At 67.4% G+C, this 25,011-nt stretch carries 22 protein-coding genes; 10 read left to right on the top strand and 12 right to left on the bottom strand.

Annotated features, from left to right (window positions below):
• Positions 1-3 precede the first annotated feature (3 nt).
• The 5 genes from IPV08_RS18660 to IPV08_RS18680 are packed head-to-tail and all read left to right on the top strand — an operon-like array spanning position 4 to position 4,298.
• On the top strand, positions 4-549 hold the full coding sequence (locus IPV08_RS18660) for an MSMEG_0567/Sll0786 family nitrogen starvation N-acetyltransferase (protein WP_207412997.1): 546 nt from the start codon (positions 4-6) through the stop codon (positions 547-549).
• A complete protein-coding gene (locus IPV08_RS18665; RefSeq protein WP_207412998.1) occupies positions 546-1,526 on the top strand; it encodes a sll0787 family AIR synthase-like protein in 981 nt (326 codons plus the stop codon). Before IPV08_RS18660 ends, IPV08_RS18665 begins: the two co-directional genes overlap by 4 nt.
• A 5-nt stretch (positions 1,527-1,531) precedes the next feature.
• On the top strand, positions 1,532-2,710 hold the full coding sequence (locus IPV08_RS18670; RefSeq protein ID WP_207412999.1) for an MSMEG_0565 family glycosyltransferase: 1,179 nt from the start codon (positions 1,532-1,534) through the stop codon (positions 2,708-2,710).
• Positions 2,703-2,990, top strand: coding sequence for an MSMEG_0570 family nitrogen starvation response protein (locus IPV08_RS18675; protein WP_207413000.1), 288 nt, complete (start codon positions 2,703-2,705; stop codon positions 2,988-2,990). Before IPV08_RS18670 ends, IPV08_RS18675 begins: the two co-directional genes overlap by 8 nt.
• A gap of 24 nt (positions 2,991-3,014) precedes the next feature.
• Entirely contained in the window at positions 3,015-4,298 is a 1,284-nt protein-coding gene (locus IPV08_RS18680) for an MSMEG_0569 family flavin-dependent oxidoreductase (protein ID WP_207413001.1), read from the top strand.
• Positions 4,299-4,385: 87 nt separating this feature from the next.
• On the opposite strand, the gene IPV08_RS18685 is transcribed toward IPV08_RS18680, so the two are convergent.
• The 4 genes from IPV08_RS18685 to IPV08_RS18700 form a co-directional block, all read right to left on the bottom strand.
• Complete coding sequence (locus IPV08_RS18685; RefSeq protein ID WP_207413002.1) at positions 4,386-6,641, bottom strand: xanthine dehydrogenase family protein molybdopterin-binding subunit; 2,256 nt, start codon at positions 6,639-6,641, stop codon at positions 4,386-4,388.
• Positions 6,642-6,655: 14 nt separating this feature from the next.
• Positions 6,656-7,669, bottom strand: coding sequence for a xanthine dehydrogenase family protein subunit M (locus IPV08_RS18690; RefSeq protein WP_207413003.1), 1,014 nt, complete (start codon positions 7,667-7,669; stop codon positions 6,656-6,658).
• Positions 7,666-8,184 (bottom strand): (2Fe-2S)-binding protein, encoded by a 519-nt coding sequence (locus tag IPV08_RS18695; protein WP_207413004.1) that lies wholly within the window; start codon positions 8,182-8,184, stop codon positions 7,666-7,668. Before IPV08_RS18695 ends, IPV08_RS18690 begins: the two co-directional genes overlap by 4 nt.
• 266 nt (positions 8,185-8,450) lie before the next feature.
• Positions 8,451-9,416, bottom strand: coding sequence for a helix-turn-helix domain-containing protein (locus tag IPV08_RS18700; protein WP_207413005.1), 966 nt, complete (start codon positions 9,414-9,416; stop codon positions 8,451-8,453).
• 118 nt (positions 9,417-9,534) lie between these two features.
• On the opposite strand from IPV08_RS18700, the gene IPV08_RS18705 reads away from it, so the two are divergent.
• On the top strand, positions 9,535-10,212 hold the full coding sequence (locus tag IPV08_RS18705) for an HD domain-containing protein (protein WP_207413006.1): 678 nt from the start codon (positions 9,535-9,537) through the stop codon (positions 10,210-10,212).
• 84 nt (positions 10,213-10,296) lie between these two features.
• On the opposite strand, the gene IPV08_RS18710 is transcribed toward IPV08_RS18705, so the two are convergent.
• The gene (locus IPV08_RS18710) at positions 10,297-13,302 is read right to left on the bottom strand and encodes an Ig-like domain-containing protein (RefSeq protein WP_207413007.1); all 3,006 of its coding nucleotides are present in this window, start codon (positions 13,300-13,302) and stop codon (positions 10,297-10,299) included.
• Between the two features lie 338 nt (positions 13,303-13,640).
• On the opposite strand from IPV08_RS18710, the gene IPV08_RS18715 reads away from it, so the two are divergent.
• A complete protein-coding gene (locus IPV08_RS18715) occupies positions 13,641-15,032 on the top strand; it encodes a dipeptidase (protein ID WP_207413008.1) in 1,392 nt (463 codons plus the stop codon).
• Positions 15,033-15,103: 71 nt separating this feature from the next.
• Here IPV08_RS18715 and IPV08_RS18720 read toward each other — a convergent pair whose 3' ends face one another.
• The 6 genes from IPV08_RS18720 to IPV08_RS18745 all read right to left on the bottom strand — a co-directional run bounded on the left by IPV08_RS18720 (position 15,104) and on the right by IPV08_RS18745 (position 20,182).
• Complete coding sequence (locus IPV08_RS18720) at positions 15,104-15,736, bottom strand: AAA family ATPase (RefSeq protein WP_207413026.1); 633 nt, start codon at positions 15,734-15,736, stop codon at positions 15,104-15,106.
• 151 nt (positions 15,737-15,887) lie between these two features.
• Positions 15,888-16,295, bottom strand: coding sequence for a DoxX family protein (locus IPV08_RS18725; RefSeq protein ID WP_207413009.1), 408 nt, complete (start codon positions 16,293-16,295; stop codon positions 15,888-15,890).
• A gap of 156 nt (positions 16,296-16,451) precedes the next feature.
• The gene (gene cynS, locus IPV08_RS18730) at positions 16,452-16,940 is read right to left on the bottom strand and encodes a cyanase (RefSeq protein WP_056427819.1); all 489 of its coding nucleotides are present in this window, start codon (positions 16,938-16,940) and stop codon (positions 16,452-16,454) included.
• A gap of 65 nt (positions 16,941-17,005) precedes the next feature.
• The gene (locus IPV08_RS18735) at positions 17,006-17,968 is read right to left on the bottom strand and encodes an ABC transporter ATP-binding protein (RefSeq protein ID WP_207413010.1); all 963 of its coding nucleotides are present in this window, start codon (positions 17,966-17,968) and stop codon (positions 17,006-17,008) included.
• A 9-nt stretch (positions 17,969-17,977) separates the two neighbouring features.
• Positions 17,978-18,817 (bottom strand): nitrate ABC transporter permease, encoded by an 840-nt coding sequence (ntrB, locus tag IPV08_RS18740; RefSeq protein ID WP_056147646.1) that lies wholly within the window; start codon positions 18,815-18,817, stop codon positions 17,978-17,980.
• Positions 18,818-18,820: 3 nt separating this feature from the next.
• Entirely contained in the window at positions 18,821-20,182 is a 1,362-nt protein-coding gene (locus IPV08_RS18745) for a CmpA/NrtA family ABC transporter substrate-binding protein (protein ID WP_207413011.1), read from the bottom strand.
• A 160-nt stretch (positions 20,183-20,342) separates the two neighbouring features.
• Here IPV08_RS18745 and IPV08_RS18750 point away from each other — a divergent pair, with 160 nt between their 5' ends.
• The gene (locus IPV08_RS18750; RefSeq protein WP_207413012.1) at positions 20,343-22,265 is read left to right on the top strand and encodes a sigma 54-interacting transcriptional regulator; all 1,923 of its coding nucleotides are present in this window, start codon (positions 20,343-20,345) and stop codon (positions 22,263-22,265) included.
• Between the two features lie 135 nt (positions 22,266-22,400).
• Entirely contained in the window at positions 22,401-22,976 is a 576-nt protein-coding gene (locus tag IPV08_RS18755; protein ID WP_207413013.1) for a PilZ domain-containing protein, read from the top strand.
• Between the two features lie 8 nt (positions 22,977-22,984).
• Here the strand turns inward: IPV08_RS18755 and IPV08_RS18760 are convergent, their stop codons facing one another.
• The gene (locus IPV08_RS18760) at positions 22,985-23,911 is read right to left on the bottom strand and encodes a LysR family transcriptional regulator (RefSeq protein WP_207413014.1); all 927 of its coding nucleotides are present in this window, start codon (positions 23,909-23,911) and stop codon (positions 22,985-22,987) included.
• A 129-nt stretch (positions 23,912-24,040) separates the two neighbouring features.
• Here IPV08_RS18760 and IPV08_RS18765 point away from each other — a divergent pair, with 129 nt between their 5' ends.
• Positions 24,041-24,973 carry a ring-cleaving dioxygenase gene (locus IPV08_RS18765; protein WP_207413015.1) on the top strand — a complete coding sequence of 311 codons (933 nt, stop codon included), beginning with the start codon at positions 24,041-24,043 and terminating at the stop codon, positions 24,971-24,973.
• The last annotated feature ends 38 nt before the right edge of the window (positions 24,974-25,011 follow it).

Here is a 25,011-nt window from a genome sequence, read left to right on the forward strand (position 1 = left end):
ACGATGTTCGAGCCCGTCCCCGCCTACCGGTCGAGCCATTTCCGGATCAAGTTCGCCACCGCGCCCTGGGAGCGGGACGGGACGGCCGCCCTGCGTCGCCAGGTCTTCTGCATCGAGCAGGGGATCTTCGAGGGCGACGACCGCGATGCAATCGACGCGGCGGCGGTCCCGATCTGCGCCCTCTCGACCCTGGGCGGCGCTCCGGACGCCGTCGTCGGCACCGTGCGCATCCACGAGACGACCGACAATCCCGGTGAATGGTGGGGCTCGCGCCTCGCCGTGGCGCGGGATCACCGCCGGATCGGTGCCCTCGGCGCCGGCCTGATCCACGTGGCGGTGGCCTCCGCCCATGCGCGCGGATGCACGCGCTTTCTCGCCCATGTGCAGAGTGCCAACGCGATCCTGTTCCAGGCTCTACACTGGACGAGTCTCGCCGAGATCGAACTTCATGGGCGGCCGCATCACCTGATGCAGGCCGATCTCGCCCATTACCCAGCCATGGCGGACCCGGAGCACGGCCTCGTCACGCTCCTGAAACAGGCGGCGTGAGCGTGGGCCAGATACAGTCCCTTGCCGAGATCGCGCGACATCTCCGAGACGGGCGCGGCCTCGCCCATAAACGCGACATCGACGCGGTGATCGGGCGGCTCGGCCTGGGCGACCGTGCGCTCGCCGTGCCCCTGGGCGACGATTGCGCCGCGATTCCCGATGGCGACGGCTACCTCCTCCTCGCCATCGAAGGGTTCATGGATGGGTTCGTCGCCGACGATCCGTATTTCGCCGGCTTCTGCGGGGTGATGGTCAATGTCAGCGACATCGCGGCCATGGGCGGACGCCCGATCGCCGTGGTCGACGCCCTGTGGAGCCGCGACCAAGCCCATGCCGACCCCATGCTCAGGGGCTTGCGAGCGGGGGCGGAGACCTTCGGCGTGCCCATCGTCGGCGGCCACAGCAACACGCGCAACGCGGGCGAGCATCTCGCCGTGGCCATCCTGGGCCGTGCGAAGACATTGCTCACCAGCTTCGACGCCCGGCCCGGCGACAGCCTCGTGGCGGCGATCGACCTGCGCGGCGCCTTTCGCGGTCCGCACCCCTATTGGGACGCGGCCAGTGCCGCGCCGGCCCTTCGCCTGCGCGGCGATATCGAACTGTTGAGCGGCATCGCCGAGGACGGGCTCGCCAAGGCGGCCAAGGACATCAGCATGGCCGGCCTCGTCGGTACGGCGCTGATGCTGCTCGAATGCTCCCGCGTCGGCGCGTCGATCCGGCTGGACCGCATCCCGCGTCCTGAGGGGATCGACCTCGTTCGCTGGCTCACCGCTTTCCCGAGCTTCGGCTACCTCCTCAGCGTCCCGCCCGGGAATGTCGACGCGGTGCTGGGGCGCTTTACGCAGCGGGGGATCGCGGCCGCCGCCATCGGCGGCATCGATGCGAGCCGTGTCGCCACCCTCGCCGACGGTGAGGACGAGGCCGTCATCTGGGATTTCGCGGCCGGTCCCCTCATCGGCTGCGGGCAAGGGGAGTGACGCGAATGGGTGAGCCGCTTCGCATCGCCATCCTGGCGCATTCCACCAATCCGCGCGGCGGGGTGGTCCATGCCCTGGCCCTCGGCGAGGCGCTCGTCGCCCTCGGCCACGAGGCCGTGGTCCATGCGCCGGACCCTTCGGGCAGCGGCTTCTTCCGCCGGGCCGCCTGCCCGGTGACCTCGGTCGCCGCGCGGCCGGTCTCGGGCTCCACGGTGGAGCTCGTGCGCATCCGCATCGAGGATTACCTGCGCCATTTCGCATCGCCGGCGGCCTGCGACTACGATGTCTTCCATGCGCAGGACGCCATCAGCGGCAATGCGCTTGCCACCCTTGCGCGCCGCCGGCTGATTCCGGGCTTCGTGCGGACGGTGCATCATGTCGATCTCTTCTCCGACCCCCAGCTCGCCTATTGGCATGACCGGGCGATCTTCGACGCCACTGCCCTCCTGTGTGTGAGCAGCCTCTGGCAGGGCGCACTGACGCGGGATTACGGTCTCGACGCGCTCAATGTCGGCAACGGTGTCGATACCGGCGCCTTCGGCCCCGCGCCGGGGGAGGGGGATGCGGCGCTCCGTGCGCACTGGGGCCTCGGTGACGGTCCCGTGCTCCTCAGCGTCGGTGGGTTCGAGGAGCGCAAGAACACCCTCGCCATCATCGAGGCCTTCGCGCGTTTGAGGGGTGAGCGACCGGACGCGCAGCTTCTCGTCGTCGGCGGTGCCTCGCTCCTCGACCATTCCGGCTACCAGGCCCGGTGCCGGGCCGCGCTCGACCGGAACGGCCTCACCCTCGGCCCCGGCCGGGCGGTGGTGGAGACGGGACCGGTGCCTCAGGCGGCGATGCCGGCCTTCTATCGCCTGGCCGATGCACTGGTCTTCCCCTCGCTGAGGGAAGGCTTCGGCCTCTGCGTGCTGGAGGCGATGGCGAGCGGAACGCCCACCCTCGTGTCCGAACGGCCACCCTTCACGGAATATCTGACGACCGGAGACACCGTGTTCGTCGATCCCGAGGACGAGGGAGCGATCCTCGACGGCCTGCGCGCTGTCCTCGAACCGTCCCTCCGCGGCCGGTTGGCGAGAGCAGGGATCGCTGTCGCCGAGGCCCATTCCTGGCGCGCCTGCGCCGAGAAGCACGAGTCCGCCTACGCGGCGCTCGCCGCCCGCAAGCAGGAGATGTCGGATGCCTGAGATGCATTTCCACGTGCGCTGGCCGGATGGCCGGCGCGAGGCCTGCTACTCGCCCTCCCTCGTCATCAAGGAGCATTTCGGAGTCGGCGAGACCTACGCCCTCGACGAGTTCGTCGCCCGCAGTCGGACGGCGCTGACCATCGCCAGCCAGCGGGTGGAGGCGCGCTACGGGTTTCCCTGCAGCCTCGCCCTCGGGCAGCTCGCGCGGATCGAGGCCGGTGCCAAGGCGCTCGCCGCGTTGCCCGATGCCCGCGTGCGGGTCGAGGCCTTCGAGGAATAGCGGACCGAGCCTGAAGGACGCCCCATGGACCAGATCCTGACGCCCCCCTCGCACCATTCCGTCATCGTCGTCGGCGGTGGTCAAGCCGGATTGTCGATGAGCTATCAGCTCCAGCAGCACGGCATCGACCACATCGTGTTCGAGAAGAACACCATCGCGCATGCCTGGAAGACGCAGCGCTGGGACAGTTTCTGCCTCGTCACGCCGAACTGGCAATGCCAGCTGCCGGGCTTCCCCTATCCGGGTGCCGAGCCGCATGGATTCATGCCGAAGGACGAGATTGTCGGCTACATCGAGGCCTATGCCCGGGCGATCGAAGCCCCCGTGGCAGAGGGGGGGACCGTCACGTCGATCCGCCGCCGCGCGGGCGGCGGGTTCGCCGTGGCCACGAGCGGCGGCGATCACACGGCCGACCAGGTGGTGATGGCGATCAGCGGCTATCACGTGCCGTCGATCCCGGCCTTCTCCGCGCGGCTGCCCGCCGGATTGCGGCAGATCCACTCCTCGACCTATCGCAATCCGTGTCAGATGCCGGATGGTGCGGTGCTGGTGGTGGGCTCCGGCCAGTCCGGCTGCCAGATTGCGGAAGATCTTCATCTGACGGGCCGCAAGGTCCATCTCGTGGTCGGCAGTGCGCCGCGCTGCCCGCGCGTCTATCGTGGGCGCGACGCCGTCGATTGGCTCGCCGATATGGGCCAGTACGACCTCCCCGTGGAGAACCACCCGCTTAAGGAGGATGTGCGGCGCAAGGCCAACCACTACCTCACCGGCCGCGACGGCGGCCGGGACATCGACCTGCGCCGTTTCGCCCTGGAAGGCATGAGCCTCCACGGCCGTCTCGACGCCATAGACGGGCCGGTGCTGCGCTTCGCCGATGATTTGGGCCGAAACCTCGACAACGCGGATGCGGTCTATACCGGCATCCAGGGCGCCATCGACAGGCACATCGCCGCCAAGGGGATCGCCGCTCCCGAACAGGCGCATTACACTCCGCTCTGGGTGCCGGGACCTCACGCGCCGAGCCTCGATGCCGAGGCGGCCGGCATCGGCAGCGTGATCTGGGCGACGGGCTTCCGCGCCGATTACAGCTTCATCGACGCCCCCGCCTTCGACGGGCGCGGCTTGCCGATTCACACGCGCGGCGTGACCCCGGTGGACGGGCTCTACTTCGTCGGCCTGCCCTGGCTCCACACCTGGGGCTCCGGCCGCTTCTCCGGCATCGCGCGGGATACGGAGTATTTGGCGGAGCGGGTGGTGGAGAGGGGGGCGAAACGCTCTGTCGGGGAGCCCCTTTCGATCGCGAGTTGAGGCAACAAAAACCGCCTCCGTCGAGTCACCCGGACCATTGCGTACGGTCCGGGTGACTCAGCATCTACTTTCAGTTCGACTGTTGGATCACCCGATGATCTTGTCGATGGTGATCGGCAGGTCACGGATGCGCTTGCCGGTGGCGTGGTAGACCGCGTTGGCGATGGCCGCCGCCGTGCCGACGATGCCGATTTCGCCGAGGCCCTTCACGCCCATCGGGTTGGCCTTGTCCTCTTCCTCCACGAAGATCACGTCGATGTCGTGGATGTCGGCATTCACCGGCACGTGATACTCGCCGAGGTTGTGGTTCATGAACCGGCCGACCGCGTGGTCGAGCATCGATTCTTCCTCCAGGGCCGAACCGATCCCCATCACCACGCCACCGAGGATTTGGCTGCGCGCGGTCTTTGGATTGATGATCTTGCCCGCCGCGATGGCGGATACGATCCGCGTGAGCCGGACCTGGCCGAGTTCCTCGTCGATCTTCACCTCGGCGAAGATGGCCGAATGCGTGTAGGAGGCGAACTCCTTCGCGTGCCCGGCATCGGGCCCCGCGCTCTCCGTGGCCTCGACCTTGTCGACGCCCGCGGCGGCCATGGCCTCCACCAGCGAGACGCTGCGCGACGGGTCACCCGCCACTTCGATCCGCCCGCCGATGAAGACGACGCGTTCGAGATCGACATTGGCCAGCGGTGAATCGTCCATGGCGCGGGCCATGGCGAAGACATCCGCCGCGATCTTGCGGCAGGCCTTCATCACCGCCGTGCCGGACGAGGCCGCTGTCCACGAGCCGCCCGCGACGGGGGCTTCCGCCAGATCCGTGTCGCCGAGCTTCGTCGTCACGTCCTCCATGGGCAGGCCAAGGGCATCGGCGGCGATCTGGGTGAGGATCGTGTAGGTGCCGGTGCCGATATCCCCGGTGGAATTGCCGACCACGAGCTTGCCATCGGCGGTGAGCGTGGCCTGCGCCGAGGATTTCTGCATCAGGGCTTCCCACACGCCCGTGGCCATGCCCCAGCCGACGAGTTCCTTGCCGTCGCGCATGGAGCGCGGCTCGGGATTGCGCTCCGACCAGCCAAACCGCTCGGCGCCCTGCTCGTAGCAGGCGCGCAGGGATTTCGAACCGAAGGGCTTGCCCTCGGTCGGGTCCCTATCGGTGTAGTTCTTCAGGCGCAGGGCGATCGGGTCCTGCTTAGTCGCGTAGGCGAGTTCGTCCATGGCGATTTCGAGGGCGAAGACCCCGGTCACCGCCCCCGGCGCGCGCATGTCGGACGGCGTGAACGTGTCGATCTGCGTCAGTCTGTAGTCGAGGGCGACGTTCTCGCAGCCGCCGTAGAGGATCGCCGACCAGTTGACGACGACCTCCTGGTAATCCTCGAACCGCGAGGTGCCGGACAAGGCTTCGTGACGGAGCGAGAGCAGCTTGCCTCCTTCGTCGGAGCCCAGCGAGATCGTCTGGCGCACGTCGGGGCGATAGCTCATCGTGAACATCTGGTCGCGGGTCAGCACCACGCGCACCGAGCGCTCCAGTTCGCGCGCGGCCATCACCGCGAGGAAGAGCTGGTATTGCGGGCGCAGGCCGAGGCCGAAGCCACCCCCGAGATACGGGTTGAGCACCCGCACCTTGTCCTTGTCCATGCCGAACACGCCGGCGATGTAGCCCTGGCTGTTCGAGACGCCCTGGATCTTGTCGTAGACGGTGATCCGGCCATCGCCCTCCCACACAACGGTGGACGCGTGCGGCTCCATCGGGTTGTGATGCTCGACGGCGAGCGTGTAGTCGTTTCGCAGCCGCACCGGCGCAGAGGCGAAAGCGCCCTCGGCATCGCCCCAGGGCTCCGGCGGCGGCTTGATCCCCGCGCGCTTCATCGGCGGTACGTAGCCGAACTCGCGCTGGCGCTCGACATCGGTGAGGGGCTCCTCGACCTCGTAGGCGACCTTGATCAGTGACGCGGCATAGCGGGCAGTGTCGAAATCCTCTGCGACGACCAGCGCGACGGGCTGGCCGCTGTAGAGGATCTTGTCATCGTAGAGGGCGCGGAACGGCGACCCGGGGGGCGCCACGGCGTCCTGATAATTGTAGTCGAGCCACGCCGTGCGTGGCCGGTTCTCGTGCGTGAAGACTTTGACCACACCGGGGACGGCTTCCGCCGCCGCTGTGTCGATGGCGGTGATGCGGCCCTTGGCGATGCCGCCGGAGACGACGTAGCCATGGGCGAGGTCGGCCGCGGTGAATTCGCCCGCGTATTTCGCGAGGCCAGTGACCTTGGCAGGGCCGTCGACGCGACTGCGCGCGGTGCCGACGAAGCTGTCCGTGCCGGTGGAGGAAATGCTGTTTGCCATGTCTGGACGGGTCCTCAGGCGATTCGCTTGTCGGATTGCGACTGCGGCGTGCCGGCCGCGGCCTGGCTCAGGCCGCGGATGATGGCGCGCCGGGCGAGTTCGACTTTGAAGCCGTTCTCGGATTGCGGCTGAGCCTGACGGATGACGATGTCGGCGGCAGCCTCGAACGTCTCGCGGGTAGCGGGCTTGCCCTTCAGCGAGCTTTCCGCTTCCGCATTGCGCCAGGGCTTGTGCGCGACGCCGCCGAGGGCGAAGCGCGCCTCAGTGATCGTGTCGCCATCGCGCTTCATCACGGCGGCCACCGAGACCAGGGCGAAGGCGTAGGAGAGCCTGTCGCGCAGCTTCAGGTAGGTATGGTGGGCGCCGAAATCCTCGTCCGGCAGATCGACGGACAGCACGATCTCATCGGCCGCGAGGGTGGTGTCCCGCTGCGGCTCGTCCCCCGGCAGGCGGTGGAACTCGCCGAAGGGAATGGTGCGCTCACCCGCCGGCCCGGTGACCCGTACCGTCGCGTTGAGCGCCGCCAGGGCCACGCACATGTCGGATGGGTGGGTGGCGATGCACTTGTCGCTCGTACCGAAGATGGCGTGGATGCGGTTGACCCCGCCGATCGCCTGGCAGCCGGTGCCGGGATCGCGTTTGTTGCAGGGCATCGCGTCGTCATAGAAGTAATAGCAGCGGGTGCGCTGGAGCAGGTTGCCGCCGGTGGTGGCGGCATTGCGCAACTGGCCCGAGGCACCGGCCAGGATCGCGCTCGACAGGAGCGGGTAGCGGCTCTTGATCCGTTCGTCATAGGCCACGGTCGCGTTGGTCACCAGGGCGCCGATGCCGAGACCGCCATCGCGCTCCTCGATGGCCTCCAAGGGCAGGCGGGTGATGTCGACGAGGCGCTCCGGCCGCTCGACATTGTATTTCATCAGGTCGACGAGGTTGGTGCCGCCGGCGATGAAGCGGGCATTGGCGGCCGAGCCGATGGCCCTCACCGCCTCCTCGACCGTGGTCGGGCGGACGTAGTCGAAGCGGTTCATCGGGCGGCTCCCGCGTGCATCACGTCTTCGATGGCGTCGACGATGTTGGTGTAGGCGCCGCAGCGGCAGATGTTGCCGCTCATCGCCTCGCGGATTTCTTCGCGGGACCTGGCGTGACCTTCCGCAATCATGCCGGCGGCCGAGCAGAGCTGGCCGGGGGTGCAGTATCCGCACTGGAACGCGTCGCGCTCCACGAAGGCGGCCTGGAGCGGATGCATCGCGCCGTCCTGGCCGGCATGTCTGGCCAGCCCCTCGACGGTGACGATCTCGGCGCCGTCCTTCATCACGGCAAGTGCGAGACAGGAATTGATCCGCGTGCCGTTCACCAGCACGGTGCAGGCGCCGCACTGGCCGTGGTCGCAGCCCTTTTTGGTGCCGGTGAGGTCGAGCTCCTCGCGCAGCAGATCGAGGAGTGTGGTCCAAGGAGCCACCTGAAGCTCACGGACCTCGCCGTTGATGGTCAGGCTGATGCCGATGGCGGCTGGCACCCCGGGTGATCCGCTGTCGATGAGCATGGGCATGTCCTGAGCGATCGGGACCGGTGAGATGCCGGCCGGGTTTCTCGAATGGCGATGCGGCCACGGGGGGAAGATCTTCCGCGCCCCACGCCCGCCCACTCAATAACCGTTCCAAATTGAGCCTGTTCCCCGGTGGGGTGTTTCCGCTGGCGAGAAGGATGTCGGGCGCCACCGGACTGGTTCGAGGCGCCGCCGCCGGATGAGCACCGATTCGCCGGATCTGATAGTTCGAACGGGCGTGCAGGCTCAGCTGCGCCGTCGGCTCAGCGATGCAGATGCCGTCGTCGATACTCCGCAGGCGTTGTCCCGACGCGCCGCATGAAGGCCCGCCGGAGGGTGTCGGCGTCGAGGAACCCGCAGGCGCTCGCGACCTGCTTGAGAACGATGTCGTCCGTTTCCAGAAGACGCCGGACAGCCTCGATCCGGACGTTCTCCACGTAGGCGGCGGGTGTCAGTCCCGTCTCGGTCCGGAACAGGCGCGCGAAATGGCGCGGACTCATCCCCGCGCGCGCCGCGAGCTTCTCGACCGCGTGATCCTGCGCGGGATGCGCAGCCACCCAGCGCTGCACCTCCTGCAAGGCCGATCGGCCAGCCGGTGCACTGAGCCCGCGTCGGCTGAACTGCATCTGCCCGCCGCCGCGTCGAAAAAACATCACGAGTTGGCTGGCGACCCGGCGCGCGATCTCCGCGCCAAGATCTTCTTCGACGAGCGCCAGCGCGAGGTCCAGTCCCGCGGTGACCCCGGCCGCCGTCCTTAGCGGACCATCGAAGAGGCAGATCGCATCGGGCTCGACCGACGCCTCGGGGTAGCGCGCCGCCAGCACTTCCGCCACGGCCCAATGCGTCGTCACTCTCCGACGGTCCAGCAGGCCGGCCTGACCCAGCAGGAACGCCCCGCTGCAGACTGAACCGTAGCGCCGGCACCGCGTCGCGACTTTCGCGAGCCAGTCCAAGAGGCCGCCGTCGACGCCCGTCTCGTGCATGCGAGGCGCTCCCGCGACCAGCAAGGTGTCGAAGCGAGCCGGGTCGGTGCCGGGAGCGACGAGATCCGCCACGAGACGCCGTCCCGACGACGTCAGAATCGTATCTGCGGCCGTTCCGACGATGGCGAGATCGTAGACATCCTCGCCGCTTTGGACGTTCGCCTCGGCAAAGACGTCGAGCGGGCCGGCCACGTCGAGCAATTGGACCCCGGGAAGGGCGAGGATGGCGACGAGTCGGGGCACCATTGGGGCTCCGTGGCTGGGGATGCATGAAAGATGGCAGGAAATGCCGCTACACGATGATTGATGCCATCAAGGATGTCTCGTAGCTCGTTGGGAGGCTCAGCACAAAGGAAACCCGCTCATGAGCATTCCCACCTTGGCCACCATTCCGGACAGCAAATTGGCCCGTGCCGTCACTGAGTTCGTCCGGGACACGGAAACCGAACTCCTCTTCAATCATTCGAGCCGGGTCTACCAATTCGGCGCCTTGGCAGGCATCCGCCGCGATCTGAGCTTCGACCGCGAACTTCTCTACGCGGGAGCGATGTTCCACGACGTTGGCCTGATGCCGGACCACAGCAGCGCGGAGGAGCGCTTCGAGGTCGATGGCGCCAATGCAGCGCGCGACTTCCTGGCAGCGCACGGAGTACCGGAGGCGGATGTCTATACGGTCTGGACCGCCATCGCGCTGCATACGACGCCGGGCATCCCGGTCCACATGCATCCGGTGGTGTCACTCGTCACGGCCGGCGTCGAGATGGATGTGCTCGGTCTGACCTACGGAGAGTATTCAGACGCTGAGCGTGAGGCGGTTGTGTCGGCTTTCCCTCGGACGCCCGACTTCAAAGAGGATATCATCCAGGCCTTCTACGACGGCATCCGACACAAGCCGGGTACGACGTTCGGCAACGTCAAGGCGGACGTCATCGCCGACAAGGAACCGAGCTTCCGCAAGGGCAACTTCTGCAGTCTCATCCGCGGATCGCGCTGGCCGACGGGCGCCCATGGGGCGGAATGCGGATGCGTTCCCCGCGCCTGAACCACCTCAGGACGCCATGGAATCACGGGTCCGGCGCCTTCGCCCGGCAGGACCCTCGCCGGCCAACACGCCCTCACCTGGATCTCAGACGTCGACGAGGAAGCTCGCATCGGTGAGGGCGGAGGCGAGCACGTCGTGGACGATGATGCGGTGGGTCGGGTCGGGATCGCCCACGAAGGTGACCAGCGCACTGGCGTTGCCGTGCACGGCGGTAACCCGGATGTCGGCGTGGTCGGCGACGAAGCCCGAGACGTCGATGCGGTCGGAGCCGACGTCGAAGCGATAGAGGTTGTCCCGGCCGGAATCCGCCGGGAAGTGGAACGTGTCCGCCCCGTCGCCGCCGAACAGCTTGTCCGACCCCGTGCCGCCCTCGATCGTCCCGCCGCCGGAGCCTGCGACGATGCGGTCGTTGCCGGCCCCGCCCGCGAGGATATCGGTTCCTTTACCACCGGTGATGCGGTCGTCGCCCCGGCCGCCGGTGATGTCCGCCGAATGCCCCGATGTGCTCTGCGAGGCGACGACGATGCCGCTCCCGACGCTGGACAGGTCGAGGCTCGTGTCTTTGCGGACGTAGAGCCTGTCGATGGCCATCAGGCTCTCGTCCGTGAGCACGACCTCGCCGCCGCCCTGGACGAACAGGACGTCGATGCCGCCGCCGCCGTCGATGCCGCCGCCGCCGTCGATGCGCGCCGGGCTCGACGAGATGACGAGGCGGTCGCTGCCGCCACCCCCGTCGAGGGTGTCGGCCCCACCGTTGCCGATGAGCCGGTTGTCGCTCCCGTCCCCGATGAGGATGTCGGCGAAGGCCGAGCCCGTGAGGTTCTCGACGTTGCGCAGGGTGCCGAAGGCGGCCCCGTCCATCGTGATGATGCCGGCATTCGCCCCGTCGAGGGTCGCGGTCACGCCTTGGCCGAGCCGTTCGAACGAGACCGTGTCGGTGCCGGTGTCGCCATCGATCGCCCGATCGGCATCCTGCACGAGGAAGATGTTCTCGCCCGCATTCCCCGTGGCCGAGCCTCTCACGCCGACCGTGTAGGTACTGCTCGCCGTTTGCCCGGAAGCATCGCGGACCGTGAAGGTGAAGATATCGTCCTGCTTCTCGCCCACCGCCAGCCCGCCCTCCTTGTCGGCGTCGTATTGGAAGCGGCCGTTGGCCTGGACGGTGAGTGTGCCGTACTCGCCCTCGATGCGGGTCGTGCCCAAGGCGGCCACGTCCGTCTCGATTCCGCCATGCGCGATGCGGGAGAGGGTGAGGCTGTCCCCGTCCGGGTCGGAGAACAGGAAATTGCTTTCGCCGCCGAGGCTGCGCTGGTTGCGGCTGCTCACCGAAGGCGTGGCGACGGGGGCGTCGTTGACGGCCGCGATCGTGACCGTGCTGGTGCCGCTGGCGGAGGCGGCGCCGGTATAGGTCCAGTCGATCTGCACCGAGGGGGGTGGCCGGTCCGAGGTGTTGGCGTAGGTGATCGAGGGGAGGACCATGTCGACGAGGGCCGAGGTGGCGAGCCCCGTGCCCGCGAAGGCGATGGTCAGCTGGCCTCCGGCCTGCGTGAGCGTGGCGAAGGCGTTGCCGCCGCTGTCCAGCAACGCATCGTCGGTGACGGAGAAGCCGCCCGTGGCGGCGAATGCGAAGAGATCCTGCGCATTTGCCCCATCGGTCCGGGCGAGTATGAGGCTGGCGCCAGCATAGTCGCCGAGGCCGCCGTTGAGAACATCCTTGTCCTCGTCGGTGAGATCGACGTCGGCATCCAGCACGACGGCCGGGCCGCCTTCGGCATAGGCGACGATACCGTTCAGCGTTCCGTGTCCGTCGAAACTGGTGTCGAGGGAGCCGTCGGCATTGTAGCGCACCAGCGCGAAGTCGGTGTTCGAGCCGTCGGAAGTGTATCCCGCAACGAGGATGCGGCCGTCCGCCTGCACGGTGGCGCTATAGGCAAGGTCGGATGAGGTGCCGACCGGCGTGGTGACGATACCGTCGCCGCCGCCGAAGCCGGCATCGAGGGAGCCGTCGGCGTTGTAGCGCACCAGCGCGAAGTCGTCGTTCGAGCCGTTGGAACTGTATCCCGCGACGAGGATGCGGCCGTCCGCCTTCACAAGGACGCTATAGCCAAAGTCGGAGGATGGGCCGATCGGCGTGGTGACGATGCCGTCGCCGCCGCCGAAGCTGGTATCGAGGGAGCCGTCGGCATTGTAGCGCACCAGCGCGAAGTCGATGTTCGAGCCGTTGGAACTGTATCCCGCGACGAGGATGCGACCGTCCGCCTGCACGGTGACACTATAGCCGACGTCAGAGGAAGGGCCGATCGGCGTGGTGACGATGCCGTCGCCGCCGCCGAAGCCGGTGTCGAGGGAACCGTCGGCATTGTAGCGCACCAGCGCGAAGTCGGTGTTCGAGCCGTTGGAAGTGTATCCTGCGACGAGGATGCGGCTGTCCGCCTGTACGGTGACACTATAGCCGACGTCGGAGGAGGTGCCGATCGGCGTGGTGACGATGCCGTCGCCGCCGCCGAAGCTGGTGTCCAGGGAGCCGTCGACATTGTAGCGCACCAGCGCGAAGTCGTTGCTCGGGCCGTCGAGACTGTATCCCGCAACGAGAATGTGGCCGTCCGCCTGCACCGTGACGCTTCGGCCATAGTCGGAGGAGGTGCCGACCGGCGTGGTGACGATGCCGTCGCCGCCGCCGAAGTCGGCATCGAGGGAGCCGTCGGCATTGTAGCGCACCAGCGCGAAGTCGTTGTTCGAGCCGTTGGAACTGTATCCCGCGACGAGGATGCGACCGTCCGCCTGCACGGTGACGCTTCGGCCATAGTCGTAGGAAGGGCCAATCGGCGTGGTGACGATGCCGTCGCCGCCGCCGAAGCCGGCATCGAGGGAGCCGTCGGCGTTGTAGCGCACCAGCGCGAAGTCGGAGTTCGAGCCGTCGAGACTGTATCCCGCGACGAGGATGCGACCGTCCGCCTGCACCGTAATGCCATCGCCCTCGTCGTGGGATGGGCTGACCGGCGTGGTGACGATCCCGTCGCCGGGTGTGCCGAACGCGGCGCCGAGTAGGGCCGCCTGGGGGTCTTGAGGATTCGAAGAGGCGTCGGCCATGCCGAGAAACTCCTGTGGGGAGACGGTTCGCGGGACCGTGTCGAAATCCCGACTTGTCAGCCGCTTTAAAATATCCCTAATTTATTGTCGAGTATATCAGTCCACAGCGATGGCGATAGGCCAATAAGCCGTTAAATGGCAGCTACAGTTGCCTCCTTTTTAAGGAATTATCTCGCAGATGGCATGGTGATGGGCAGTCTAGTCGATGAGTCCAGCCAAATCCGTCCGGGGGCAGCGCGTATCCATGCCCGGCACCGGTTTGCGTGCGGCCCGACCCTCGGCTAACTCTCCTCCCGGCCGATCCTTGGGCCATCCCCGCTCTCAGGAAGGATGCCGCGATGGCCGCCCTCGACCCGGTTCTCAACGATATCGACCGCGACCTCGACAATGCCCTGGAGCGGCTGTTCGCCTTCCTGCGGATCCCTTCGATCTCCACCGATCCGGCCTATGCCGGGCATTGCCGCGACGCGGCGCAGTGGCTCGAGGGCAATCTGACGGCGCTCGGGTTCGAGACGGCCATCCACGAGACATCACTGCATCCGGTGGTGCTGGCGCATGCGCCGAAACCCGGCAAGCCGCACGTGCTGTTCTACGGCCATTACGACGTGCAGCCGGTGGACCCGCTGAACCTCTGGGCGACACCGCCCTTCGAGCCGCGCATCTCGGTGAACGCCAACGGCGAGAAACAGATCGTGGCGCGCGGCGCCTCGGACGACAAGGGTCAGGTCATGACCTTCGTCGAAGCCTGCCGCGCCTTCATCGCCATGGAGGGCGAGCTACCCTGCGGCGTCACCCTGCTGATCGAGGGCGCCGAGGAGAACGGCTCTCAAGGATTGCCGGAATGGGTCGCGGCCAACCGGGAGAAGCTCGCGGCGGATATTGTCCTCGTCTGTGACACGAGCATGTGGAACCCAACCACGCCGGCCATCACCACGTCGCTGCGGGGCCTCGCCTATTTCGAGGTGAAGGTCACCTGCGCCGACCGTGACCTGCATTCGGGTTTCTTCGGCGGCGCGGCGCGCAACCCGATCCACGTCCTGTCGAAGATCATCGCCGACCTGCACGACGCGGATGGAAGGGTGGCCCTGCCGGGCTTCTACGACGGCGTGCGCGAGACGCCCACCGACATCCTGGAGCAATGGCGCGGGCTCGACTTTACGGCTGACAAGTTCCTCGGCCCCATCGGCCTGTCGGAGCCGGCGGGTGAGCGCGGCCGCATGCTGATCGAGCTGATCCAGTCGCGCCCGGCCTGCGACGTCAACGGCATCATCGGCGGCTATACCGGCGAGGGCACCAAGACGGTCATCGCGGGAGAGGCCAGCGCCAAGGTCTCGTTCCGCCTCGTGGACGACCAGGACCCGGAACAGCTTGCCCGGACCTTCGAGGCCTTCGTTCGCAAAAGAATCCCGTCGGACTGCTCGGTGGAGGTGATCTGCTACAAGGGCAGCCGCGCCATCAGCCTGCCCTTCGACATGCCCGAACTGGACATCGCGAGGGGGGCACTCGCCGAGGAATGGGGCGTTCCCGCCGTCACCATCGGAGCGGGCGGCTCGATCCCCATCGTCGGCGACTTCAAGCGGCTGCTCGATCGCAACACGCTCCTCATCGGCTTCGGCCTGGATGACGACCGCATCCATTCGCCCAACGAGAAGTACGATCTCAGGAGCTTCCACAAGGGCACGCGCTCCTGGGCGCGCATCCTGGCGGCATTCGGGGCGAAGGAAGCGTAGGCGAGAGACTGCCCCATCTACTTCGCGAAGCGGGGCGAGACAGCGCCCCGCTCTCCGCGCGACGTGAGGCGTCAACCTCGTATCTTCGCGTCGATCCAGCCCCAGAGTGCGCGGATCTCCCCGGCGGCCTGTCCCTGGGGGGCGTATTCGGTGACGCCGAGCCCCGCCGCCACGGCGTCCTGGTGGTCGACGCGCTGGACGATCCCCGGTTCGGCCAGGACGCCGAGGCCGCGCAGCTGTGCCGCATAGGCGTCGGTGCGCGCCGAGGGCGGGGGCGGGCATTGATTGAGCACGAGCGCCAGACGGCTCCGCATGCCGAGGCCGACGAGGGCCTGCAAGGTCGGCCGGGCGGCCACGAGGTCGAGCCGCGACGGGCGGACCGGCACCAGGACGAGGTCGGCGGCGCGGAGCGCGGGGGTGGCGCCGGTGGCGGCGCCGGCGGTATCGATCAAGACCAGCGTCGTCCCGTTCTCTGACGTCTGGTCGAGGATGTCGGGCAATTGCCCGATCTCCCAGGCCTGTATGCGGTCGACCGTGATGCCGTTCTGGCGGCGCAGGGCGCCCCATCCCATCAGCGAGCCCTGCGGATCGAGGTCGTAGGCGACGACGCGCTCGCCGGATTCCGCGGCCGCGACGGCGAGCGACGCCGCCAGGGTCGTCTTGCCGGTCCCGCCCTTCTGAACGGCCACGGCAATGACGCGCATCCGCCGGTCTTCGGCGGAGGAGACGGTCGTCACGCCGGGAAGCCGGACGACCTGGGGTGACGATGGGCAAGCATCCGCATTCTCTCCCTCGTTCCGGGGCGACCCGCTCCCACCCGAAGCGGGAAGCGCGGCCGACCGCTTTCTCCGGGTCTCAGAACCGTCCGCGGCGCTGCGCGTCGAGGCTCCAAGGACCGGCGCCTGCGGCGGCGAGGTAGAGGAAGAGGAAGCAGAACAGAATGGACGCGTCGCCGCCATTGAGGGCCGGGAACGGGCTCTTTGGCGCATGGGCGATGAAATAGGCGAAGGCCATCTGGCCGGAGAGGATGAACGCCACCGGCCGCGTGAACAGGCCGAGGATGATCATCGCACCGCCGACGATTTCGAGGATCGCCGCGAACCAGAAGAGCGTGAACAGGGCCGGTGCGCTGCCGCCGCCCATGCGCACGGGGAACCCGAACAGCTTCTGCGTGCCGTGTTCCAGGAACAGCACTCCGGCGACGATGCGCAGGATGCTGAGGAGCCGGGGGGCCCAAATGGCCGAGATCGCGTTGAGGTTCATGCGGGCGACAGTCTCCGACGGGACGGCCGCTTTTACGGCCAAGCCTGCGCAATCAGCACGAAACCGGGGCCTGCGTCGACTCGTCCTGCGCGAAAAAAGGCATCGCGGCCCGATGAGCCGCGATGCCTTTACCAGTTCGCGTCGATGCTGCGCCGGCTACGGCTCCTTGAAGCCGTAATCAGGCACGCCTTCCTCGTTGCCGTAATACTTGTAGGGCAGGAACTTGCCCGAGAGGTTCATCTTCACCCGGTCGCCCTTGTTGTTGGGCTCGCGCTCCATCGTCATGTTGAAGTCGATGGCCGACATGATGCCGTCGCCGAACTCCTCCTGGATCAGCTCCTTCCAGGTGGTGCCGTAGACCATCACCAGCTCATAGAACCGGTAGATCAGCGGGTCGGTGGGCGGCATCTGCGCGATGGACCCGCGATAGGGCGCCTCGTTGAGCATCCGCTCCTCCGATTCCGTGAGGCCGAACAGCTCCGCCGCCTTCTTCGCCTGGGCTTTCGGCAGCTTCATCTGCCCCATGCAGGCGGCGGTGATGAGGATCGGCGAGATTCCACCGATCTCGTCCTGGATATGCTTCCAGGTCCAGCCCTTCTCGCGCTTGATGTCGAGGAGCTTTTCCGTGAGGTCTTCGCGCTTCATGTGAGTTCTCCGATGGATCGAGACACGGGGGTGAGGGGCGGCGCGTGAGTCTGCGAGGCGCGGATCTACGACGCGGCAGGGACAGCAATCGGCTTCGGCTCGTCCGCACCAGGCCGCACCACGGGCGGGTGGCGCTGGTCGTAGCCGGCGGGCATGGCGTCCCGCAGGCTCTTCGAGCGGCTGACGAGGAAGTCCATCAGGTGGTTGCGCAGGGCGTAGTAGCCCGGCGCGTGATGGAGGTTCGCGCGCTCGCGGCGCTTGGGCAGCGGGTTCTCGACGATCTCCGCCACCTTGGCCTCGGGACCGTTGGTCATCAGCACGATGCGGTCGGCGAGGTAGATCGACTCGTCGACATCGTGGGTGATCATGAAGACGGTCTGGCCGGTCTCGATGCAGATGCGGCGCACCTCGTCCTGCAGGGTGCCCCGCGTGAGCGCGTCGAGGGCCGAGAACGGCTCGTCCATGAGCAGGATCTTGGGCTCGATGGCGAGTGCCCTGGCGATGCCGACACGCTGCTTCATGCCGCCTGAAAGTTCTGAAGGGCGCTTATGCTCCGAGCCGGCGAGGCCCACCGTGGCGATGGCCTTGCGGGCACGCTCCTCCACCTCGGCGCGGGACGCCTTGCGCCAGCGCGAGGAGACCGCATAGGCGACGTTGCCGAGCACCGTTCGCCAGGGCAGCAGGGCGTGGCCCTGGAAGATCACGGCCCGGTCGAGGCTGGTCCCCTCGATCGCCTGCCCGTCGACGATGACGACGCCCTCGCTCGGCGCCTCCAGCCCGGCCAGGATGTTGAGCACCGTGGTCTTGCCGCAGCCGGAATGGCCGATCATGCAGACGAACTCGCCCCGCCGCATGGGCAGCCACAGGTCCTCGAACACGGTGTTTGGCTTGCCGCCGGGCGCGGGATAGCGCCGGGCGATCCCCTCGATGGAGATGAATTTTTCGGAGGACGACATGCGGCTGGTCCCGGCGGCGGGGTCGGGAGCGGCACTTGCGAAGCGCCGCGCGAAGGGGATGAGCTTGCTCATGGCGCGGCCTCACTCTGGGAAGGTGACGAGGCGCTGGGCGCGCGCCAGCAACTGGTCGAGGATCATGCCCACGAGGCCGATGACGAGGATCGAGACGATCACATTGGTGATCGAAAGGTTGTTCCACTCGTTCCAGACGAAGTAGCCGATGCCGGTTCCGCCTACGAGCATCTCGGCCGCCACGATGACGAGCCAGGCGATGCCGATGGAGATGCGCATGCCGGTGAGGATGGTGGGCGCGGCCGCCGGCAGGATCACCGTGAAGGCGCGCCGGATCGGCCCGACCTCCAGGGTGCGGGCCACGTTCAGCCATTCCTTGCGCGTTCCGGCAACGCCGAAGGCGGTGTTGATCAGCATCGGCCAGAGCGAGCAGATGAAGATCACGAAGATCGCCGACAGGCTCGAATCCTTGATCGTGTAGAGGGCGAGCGGCATCCAGGCGAGCGGCGAGACCGGCTTCAGGAGCTGGATGAACGGGTCGAGCGCCCGGCCCATCAGCGGCGACATGCCGATGAGGAAGCCGATGGGGATGGCCACCAGCACCGCGAGGCCGTAGCCCAGCGCCACGCGGCCGATGGAATAGGCGAGCTGGATGCCGAGCCCCTTGTCGTTCGGGCCACGGTCGTAGAACGGGTCCCTGAGGTGCTTCCAGGCGGTGGCGGCGACGTCGAGCGGACCCGGCATCGCCGATTTGCCGGTGGTGGCGCTCGCACCCATGAGGGCCGCGTATTCCGGGTCCATCGCCTCGGTCTTGGCGACCCCGCCCACCGCGATCTGCCAGAGCAGCAGGAAGGCGGCGAGGACGGCCAGGGAGACGATGCCGGCGCGGAGCGAGAGGGAGGCCTTCATGGCTCAGCCCGCCCGCTTGATCGCGAAGGAGTTCAGGTATTCCTCGGGTTTCGCCGGATCGAAGACCTTGCCCATCACCGAGAAGGATTTCGACGTGGCGGTCGGCGGGGTGAGGCCGGCCTCCTTCATCAGTCTCGCGGCGTCGGTGGCGAGATAGACCTTCTCGGCCACCGCCTTGTAATCGACATCGCCCTTGATCTGACCCCAGCGCTTCATCTGCGTCATGATCCAGACCGCGAAGGACGACCACGGGAAGGCGTCGAAATCGACGCGGTCCGGCACCTTGCGGACGTTGCCCAGGCCGTCGGCGAAGGTTCCGGTGAGCACCTGCTCCACCACCGTCAACGGCTGGTTGAGGTAGTTGGCCGGCGCGATCTGCGCGGCGATCTCCTTGCGGTTCTCGATCTTCGAGGCATAGGCCGTCGCCTCGATCACCGCGCGGAGCAGGGCGGCGTAGGTGTTCGGGGTCTGGGTGACAAAATCCTGCGAGGCCGCGAAGGCGCAGCACGGGTGCCGGTCCCAGATCTCCTTCGACAGGATGTGGATGAAGCCGACGCCGTCATAGACCGCGCGCTGGTTCACCGGATCGGGTGCAAGGAACCCGTCGATATTGTCGGCCCGCAGGTTGGCGACCATGTCCGGCGGTGGGACGGCGCGGATCTGCACATCGGTATCGGGATCGATCCCGGCTTCCGCGAGGTAATAGCGCAGCAGGTAATTGTGCATCGAATAGTCGAAAGGCACCGCGAGCTTGAAGCCCTTCCAGCTCTTCGGGTCGCGCCTGTCCTTGTGCTTCATCGCCAGGGTGATCGCCTGGCCGTTGACGTTCTCCACTGCCGGCATCGTGTAGGGAACGGGGTTCGATCCGACGCCGAGGGAGATGGCGATGGGCATCGGCGCCAGCATGTGGGCGGCGTCGTATTCCTTGTTCAGGGTCTTGTCGCGGATCACCGCCCAGCCGGCGGTCTTCACCACCTCCACGTTCAGCCCCTGCTTCTCGTAGAAACCCATGGGTTTCGCCATGATGATCGGCGTGGCGCAGGTGATCGGAATGAAGCCGACCTTGAGATCGGTCTTCTCGGGCTTCGCCCCTTGCGCGAAGGCCTCCGCCACGAATTTCGTGGGCAAGAACTGGCTCACGGCAGCCAGCGCCGTCGCCGCGCCGACGCTCCTGAGGAAGGCGCGCCGCTGGGCATCCTCGGGGAAGAGGGCCCGCATCACCGCGCCTTCGACGGCCCGCGTGATCGCGGCGTCGCCGGACGGAGCTTCGGCATCGTGCGCGGCTTGATCGTGATGGTCTCCGCAGGAGCAGCCCCCGCGCTTCAAGGTCAGCCGGGCGTTGAACGGATCGTCGAAGAGCGCCATGTCGCGGACCTTTCTGCGGAGACTGTCTCTTCATGGCAAACGTTGTGCCATCCATGGTTCCATTAAAAATCACAACCGGAACAATGGTTTGAGAGATAGACGAACATTACGAAATATCGTCGATTACGGTTTTTCGTGACGCATGCTACGAGATATCGTGATGGAAAACTCAGTCGCGCCGCCTGCTTCGGCCTATGGCCCCGCCTTCGACAGGGCGGCGGAGGCGATGCTGGTGCTCGATCCGGTGGCCGACGAGATCCGGGACGCCAACCCGGCCGCCGCGCGGCTGCTCGGCTACGATCTCGATGTCCTGCGGGGCATGCGCGTGACCGGCCTTCATCCCGACCAAGTGCCGACGCTGATCGTCTTCACCCAGGCCGTCCAGGCGCGGGGCCGCGATTGGACCCACGCCCTCTCGCCGAGGCACGCGGAGGGGCACGGCCTCCATGTGGAATATAGCGGGACGATCCTGCCGGGCGAGCCGGCGCTCCTCCTCGTGAGCCTGTTCGACCTCGACGAGCGTCGCCGCCGCCTCGTGGATACGGAGGCCGACGCGCATATGCGCGCCGGCCTGACCGAGTGGCAGCGGATGGAGCGGATCTTTCGCGATATCGAGCGAGAAAACCAGCTGATCCTGCGCGCGGCCGGCGAGGGCATCTACGGGGTCAATGCCGAGGGTATCACCACCTTCATCAACCCGGCGGCGGAGCGGATGCTGGGTTGGGACGCCGCCGACCTCGTCGGGCGCGACATGCATGCCACCGTCCATCACAGCCACCCGGATGGCTGCCATTACCCGCATCAGGATTGCCCGATCTATGCCGCCTTCCGCGATGGGGCCGTGCATCAGGTGGATACCGAGGTGTTCTGGCGCCGAGACGGCACCCCGATCTTCGTGGAATACACGTCGACGCCGATCCGCGACCGGGGCCGGCTCCTCGGCGCGGTCATCGTGTTCCGCGACATCAGCCAGCGGCGGGAGGCCGACGAGCGCCTGCGCCAGGCCCTGGCGGAGGTCGATTCCCTGCGCCAGCGCCTGGAACTCGAGAACGCCTATCTGCGCGAGGAAATCCGCGAGGGGGGGCACCACCAGGGCATCATCGGCCGTTCTCCGGCCATCGAGGCGACCCTCCGGCAGATCGATCTCGTGGCCGGCACCGACGCCACCGTCCTCGTCACCGGCGAATCCGGCACCGGCAAGGAGCTCATCGCCCGCGCCATCCACGAGGCGAGCCGCCGCCGGGACCGGCCGCTGATCCGGGTGAATTGCGCGGCGATCCCGCGTGAACTGTTCGAAAGCGAGTTCTTCGGCCACGCAAGGGGCGCCTTCACCGGCGCCCTGCGCGACCGGGTCGGGCGCTTCGAACTCGCCGATGGCGGCACCCTGTTCCTCGACGAGGTCGGCGAAATTCCCATCGACCTGCAGGGCAAGCTCCTGCGCGTGCTGCAGGAGCGCCAGTTCGAGCGGATCGGCGAGGAACGGACCCGCCTCGTCGACGTCCGTCTCGTGGCCGCCACCAACCGCGACCTCAAGGCCGAGGTGAAGCGGGGGCGCTTTCGCGAGGATCTCTATTTCCGCCTCAACGTGTTTCCCATCGCGGCCGTGCCCCTGCGCGAGCGGCCGGAGGATATTCCCCTCATCGCCCAGCACTTCCTGAAGGGCGTGGCCCGGCGGCTCGCCATGCCCGACCTGCGTCTCACGGAAGGCGATGTCCGCCGCCTCGCGCGCTACGACTGGCCCGGAAATGTCCGCGAGCTGGAGAACATCGTCGAGCGGGCGGCGATCCTGGCCGTGCGCGGGCGGTTGCGGTTCGACCTGCCCGAGGCCGAGAGCCCTGGTCCCGTCGAGGGCAGGCGCCCGCACGGCGAGGTCTCACCTGGCCTCACCCCCGCCACCGAGGCCGAGCGAAGGGCGCGCGACCGGGCCGATATCTCCGCCGCCCTGGTCTTGAGCAAGGGCCGCGTCTTCGGGACCGGAGGGGCGGCCGAACTGCTCGGCGTCAAGCCGACGACGCTCGCCTCCCGCATCAAAGTGCATGGCCTGACGGGTGTAGGCCGCTCTAACGACAAAGCTCGCTTCTAGTCGATCAACTCGTCCTGCGTGTATCTCGGATGGTCCGAGTTGTTGATGTAGGATATTGAATCGAATTTTCTCGATTGTGAAAGCTTCGCTTGAAGAATCGCCAGCATAAAAGTGCTCAACACAAAAAGGGATGTGATGAGCGAGAGGCGGTCGGAGGCGCGATACAAGGTCATCCTGCCGGCTCTTTGCTGGGGACGGCATCGGCAGAATTTCTACGCGGTTACCGACGATCTCTCCTCGGACGGCATTCGTTTCAAGTCATCGGTCGTGCCCGCCGTCGATGAGCGACTGACCTGCAGTATCCGCCATGCCGGATCCCTCGAGGCCATCGTCGTGCGAGCGGAGGCCGCTTCCTTCGCCATCCGCGTTCTCAGCGCCGACCATCCCCTCGGGCTCGTGGTGCAGAGCCTCCTCAGCGTCGCCAAATCGCAGAATCCGCCGCCTCTGGTGACGCGCGTCCATCCTCGTATCGTGCCGGAGATTCAGGACGTGCTGGTCACGACCGAGGCCGGATCGATGCTTCCCGGCCGTGTCATCAACATCTCGGCATCGGGTGTGGCCGTTTCCATGGAGGAGCCCCTCGACGTCGGCACGCTGATCGTCATCGGAAACACCAGAGCCAAGGTCGCCCGTCGGTTCGACAACGGCATCGGCGCGTCCTTTCTCTCGCCGCTCCAGGCAGGCGCGGTGGGCCCGCATATCGTGCTCTGATCGCGGTCTCAGGGCTGTGCGGCGGCGCCGTTCGACCAGGGTGCCGCCGCGAACCGGCTTGTCAGGAAGGCGATGAGCGCAAGCACGCGGGCCGGGCGCGGGTCTCCCGGCGGCGTGACCAGATGCAGGGCGATGGGCGGAAGCTCCCATCCATGCAGCACCCGTTCGAGCCGCCCGGCCCGAAGATCCTCCCAGACCATGAAATCCGGCTGGACGGCGAGGCCGAGCCCGGCGCGAAGGGCGGGAGTCAGGGCGTCGGCATTGTTGGCCCGCAGCGGCCCGGCGGGAAGGATGACCGCCTCCTCGCCCTCGCGGCTGGTGAAGATCCAGCGGTCCGGGCTCGGCAGGTAGGCGTAGCCGAGGCAGGCATGGCGGGCGAGATCGCGCGGATGGTCCGGCCTGCCATGCCGGTCGAGATAATCCGGCGACGCAACGAGGGCGCGGTTCACGAGGCAGAGGCGCCGCGCCCGCAGGGAGGAATCCGCCAGCGCGGCGATGCGCAGGCCGATATCGAAGCCCCCACCCACGAGATCCACGAGGGCATCGCTGAAATGGAGGTCCACCGAGACCTCCGGATACTGACTGAGGAAATCCGGAAGGATCGGGGCCACGTGGAGGATCCCGAACGACATGGGGGCGGCCAGCCTCACCATGCCGCGCGGAACCGATGACGAGGCCGTGGCCTGGGCTTCCGCCGCTTCGCCCTCCGCGAGGATGCGCGCGGCGCCGTCCCGCGCCGCATGGCCCATCTCCGTCAGGGCGATCTTGCGCGAGGTCCGGTGGAACAGGCGGCTACCGATCCGGGCTTCGAGGCGGGTGATCGCCTTCGAGACCGTGGCCTTCGACAGCCCGAGTTCATCCGCCGCCCGCCCGAAGGACCCTCTCTCGGCAACCTTCGCGAAGATCGCCCAGGCTTCGAAATCCGGCAGTTTCATAGGCGCATTTCCAGAAACGATAGGTTTCCATTGTTTCTGTTTTCATGCGGCATGCCAAGCCCCAGATTGTCGTCATCACGAAGCGGCGCGGTGGTCCTCCACCGGCCAGCGCGTCCGGGAGACACGATCATGTCCGATAACGGCCTGCACCACGTCACCGCCTATGCCGGCGACATCCAGCGCAACCTCGATTTCTATCGCCGCGTTCTTGGCCTGCGCCTGGTGAAGAAGACCGTCAATTTCGACGATCCCTCGACCTATCACCTCTATTACGGCGACGATGCCGGCCGCCCCGGCACGATCCTGACGTTCTTTCCCGTCGCCCATGCCGCGCGGGGACGGGTCGGGATCGGCGAGACGCAGGAGACCGCCTTCCGCGTTCCCCGCGCCTCCATCGGCTGGTGGACCCACCGGCTGATCGAGAAGGGCGTCGACCACGACGCGCTGGTCCAGCTCTTCGGCGAGCCGGTCCTTCGCCTGCGCGATCCCGACGGGATGGTGCTGGCCCTGGTCGGGGTCGACGAGGCCACCGAGGGGGCGCCTTCCTGGACCGGTGCCGAGGTTCCGGCCGAGCACGCCATCCGGGGCTTCCACGGCGTCACCCTGCTCCTCAAAGAGGCGGAGCCGACGGCGCGGATCCTCACCGGGGTGTTCGGCTTCTCCGAGGCCGGGCGCGACGGGGCGATGACCCGCTACGACAATGGCGGCGCTCTCGGCGGGTTCGTCACCCTCCGGGCGGTGGGCGAGTTCCTGCGCGGCCGGCCCGGTGCCGGCTCGGTCCATCACATCGCCTTCCGGGCGAAGGACGATGCCGAGCAGGCCGCCATGGTGGCCGATCTCACCGGCACCCATGGCCTGCAGGTGACCGAGCAGCGGGACCGCGCCTATTTCCGCTCGGTCTACTTCCGCGAGCCCGGCGGCGTGCTGTTCGAGATCGCCACCGACATCCCGGGCTTTGCCGTCGACGAGCCGGCCGAGACGCTGGGCGAGGCGCTCAAGCTCCCCGCCTTCCTCGAAGCGCACCGCGCGCGGATCGAGGAGGTTCTCCCCGTCATCGCCTGACACGGCCGCCCCTCCGCGAGGAGGGGCGGTTCCCACGC

It is taken from the genome of Methylobacterium sp. SD274 (genome assembly GCF_017355285.1).
In the GTDB taxonomy this organism is placed as follows: domain Bacteria; phylum Pseudomonadota; class Alphaproteobacteria; order Rhizobiales; family Beijerinckiaceae; genus Methylobacterium.

Bases quoted from the DNA above. Each gene is read 5' to 3' on its own strand.
- IPV08_RS18735 (WP_207413010.1), bottom strand. From the start codon at position 17,968: ATGAGCAAGCTCATCCCCTTCGCGCGGCGCTTCGCAAGTGCCGCTCCC.
- IPV08_RS18715 (WP_207413008.1), top strand. From the start codon at position 13,641: ATGGCCGCCCTCGACCCGGTTCTCAACGATATCGACCGCGACCTCGAC.
- IPV08_RS18660 (WP_207412997.1), top strand. From the start codon at position 4: ATGTTCGAGCCCGTCCCCGCCTACCGGTCGAGCCATTTCCGGATCAAG.
- IPV08_RS18750 (WP_207413012.1), top strand. From the start codon at position 20,343: ATGGAAAACTCAGTCGCGCCGCCTGCTTCGGCCTATGGCCCCGCCTTC.
- IPV08_RS18695 (WP_207413004.1), bottom strand. From the start codon at position 8,184: ATGCTCATCGACAGCGGATCACCCGGGGTGCCAGCCGCCATCGGCATC.
- IPV08_RS18705 (WP_207413006.1), top strand. From the start codon at position 9,535: ATGAGCATTCCCACCTTGGCCACCATTCCGGACAGCAAATTGGCCCGT.
- IPV08_RS18700 (WP_207413005.1), bottom strand. From the start codon at position 9,416: ATGGTGCCCCGACTCGTCGCCATCCTCGCCCTTCCCGGGGTCCAATTG.
- ntrB (WP_056147646.1), bottom strand. From the start codon at position 18,817: ATGAAGGCCTCCCTCTCGCTCCGCGCCGGCATCGTCTCCCTGGCCGTC.
- IPV08_RS18755 (WP_207413013.1), top strand. From the start codon at position 22,401: ATGAGCGAGAGGCGGTCGGAGGCGCGATACAAGGTCATCCTGCCGGCT.
- IPV08_RS18760 (WP_207413014.1), bottom strand. From the start codon at position 23,911: ATGAAACTGCCGGATTTCGAAGCCTGGGCGATCTTCGCGAAGGTTGCC.
- IPV08_RS18765 (WP_207413015.1), top strand. From the start codon at position 24,041: ATGTCCGATAACGGCCTGCACCACGTCACCGCCTATGCCGGCGACATC.
- IPV08_RS18725 (WP_207413009.1), bottom strand. From the start codon at position 16,295: ATGAACCTCAACGCGATCTCGGCCATTTGGGCCCCCCGGCTCCTCAGC.
- cynS (WP_056427819.1), bottom strand. From the start codon at position 16,940: ATGAAGCGCGAAGACCTCACGGAAAAGCTCCTCGACATCAAGCGCGAG.
- IPV08_RS18710 (WP_207413007.1), bottom strand. From the start codon at position 13,302: ATGGCCGACGCCTCTTCGAATCCTCAAGACCCCCAGGCGGCCCTACTC.
- IPV08_RS18670 (WP_207412999.1), top strand. From the start codon at position 1,532: ATGGGTGAGCCGCTTCGCATCGCCATCCTGGCGCATTCCACCAATCCG.
- IPV08_RS18685 (WP_207413002.1), bottom strand. From the start codon at position 6,641: ATGGCAAACAGCATTTCCTCCACCGGCACGGACAGCTTCGTCGGCACC.
- IPV08_RS18745 (WP_207413011.1), bottom strand. From the start codon at position 20,182: ATGGCGCTCTTCGACGATCCGTTCAACGCCCGGCTGACCTTGAAGCGC.
- IPV08_RS18675 (WP_207413000.1), top strand. From the start codon at position 2,703: ATGCCTGAGATGCATTTCCACGTGCGCTGGCCGGATGGCCGGCGCGAG.
- IPV08_RS18690 (WP_207413003.1), bottom strand. From the start codon at position 7,669: ATGAACCGCTTCGACTACGTCCGCCCGACCACGGTCGAGGAGGCGGTG.
- IPV08_RS18720 (WP_207413026.1), bottom strand. From the start codon at position 15,736: ATGCGCGTCATTGCCGTGGCCGTTCAGAAGGGCGGGACCGGCAAGACG.
- IPV08_RS18680 (WP_207413001.1), top strand. From the start codon at position 3,015: ATGGACCAGATCCTGACGCCCCCCTCGCACCATTCCGTCATCGTCGTC.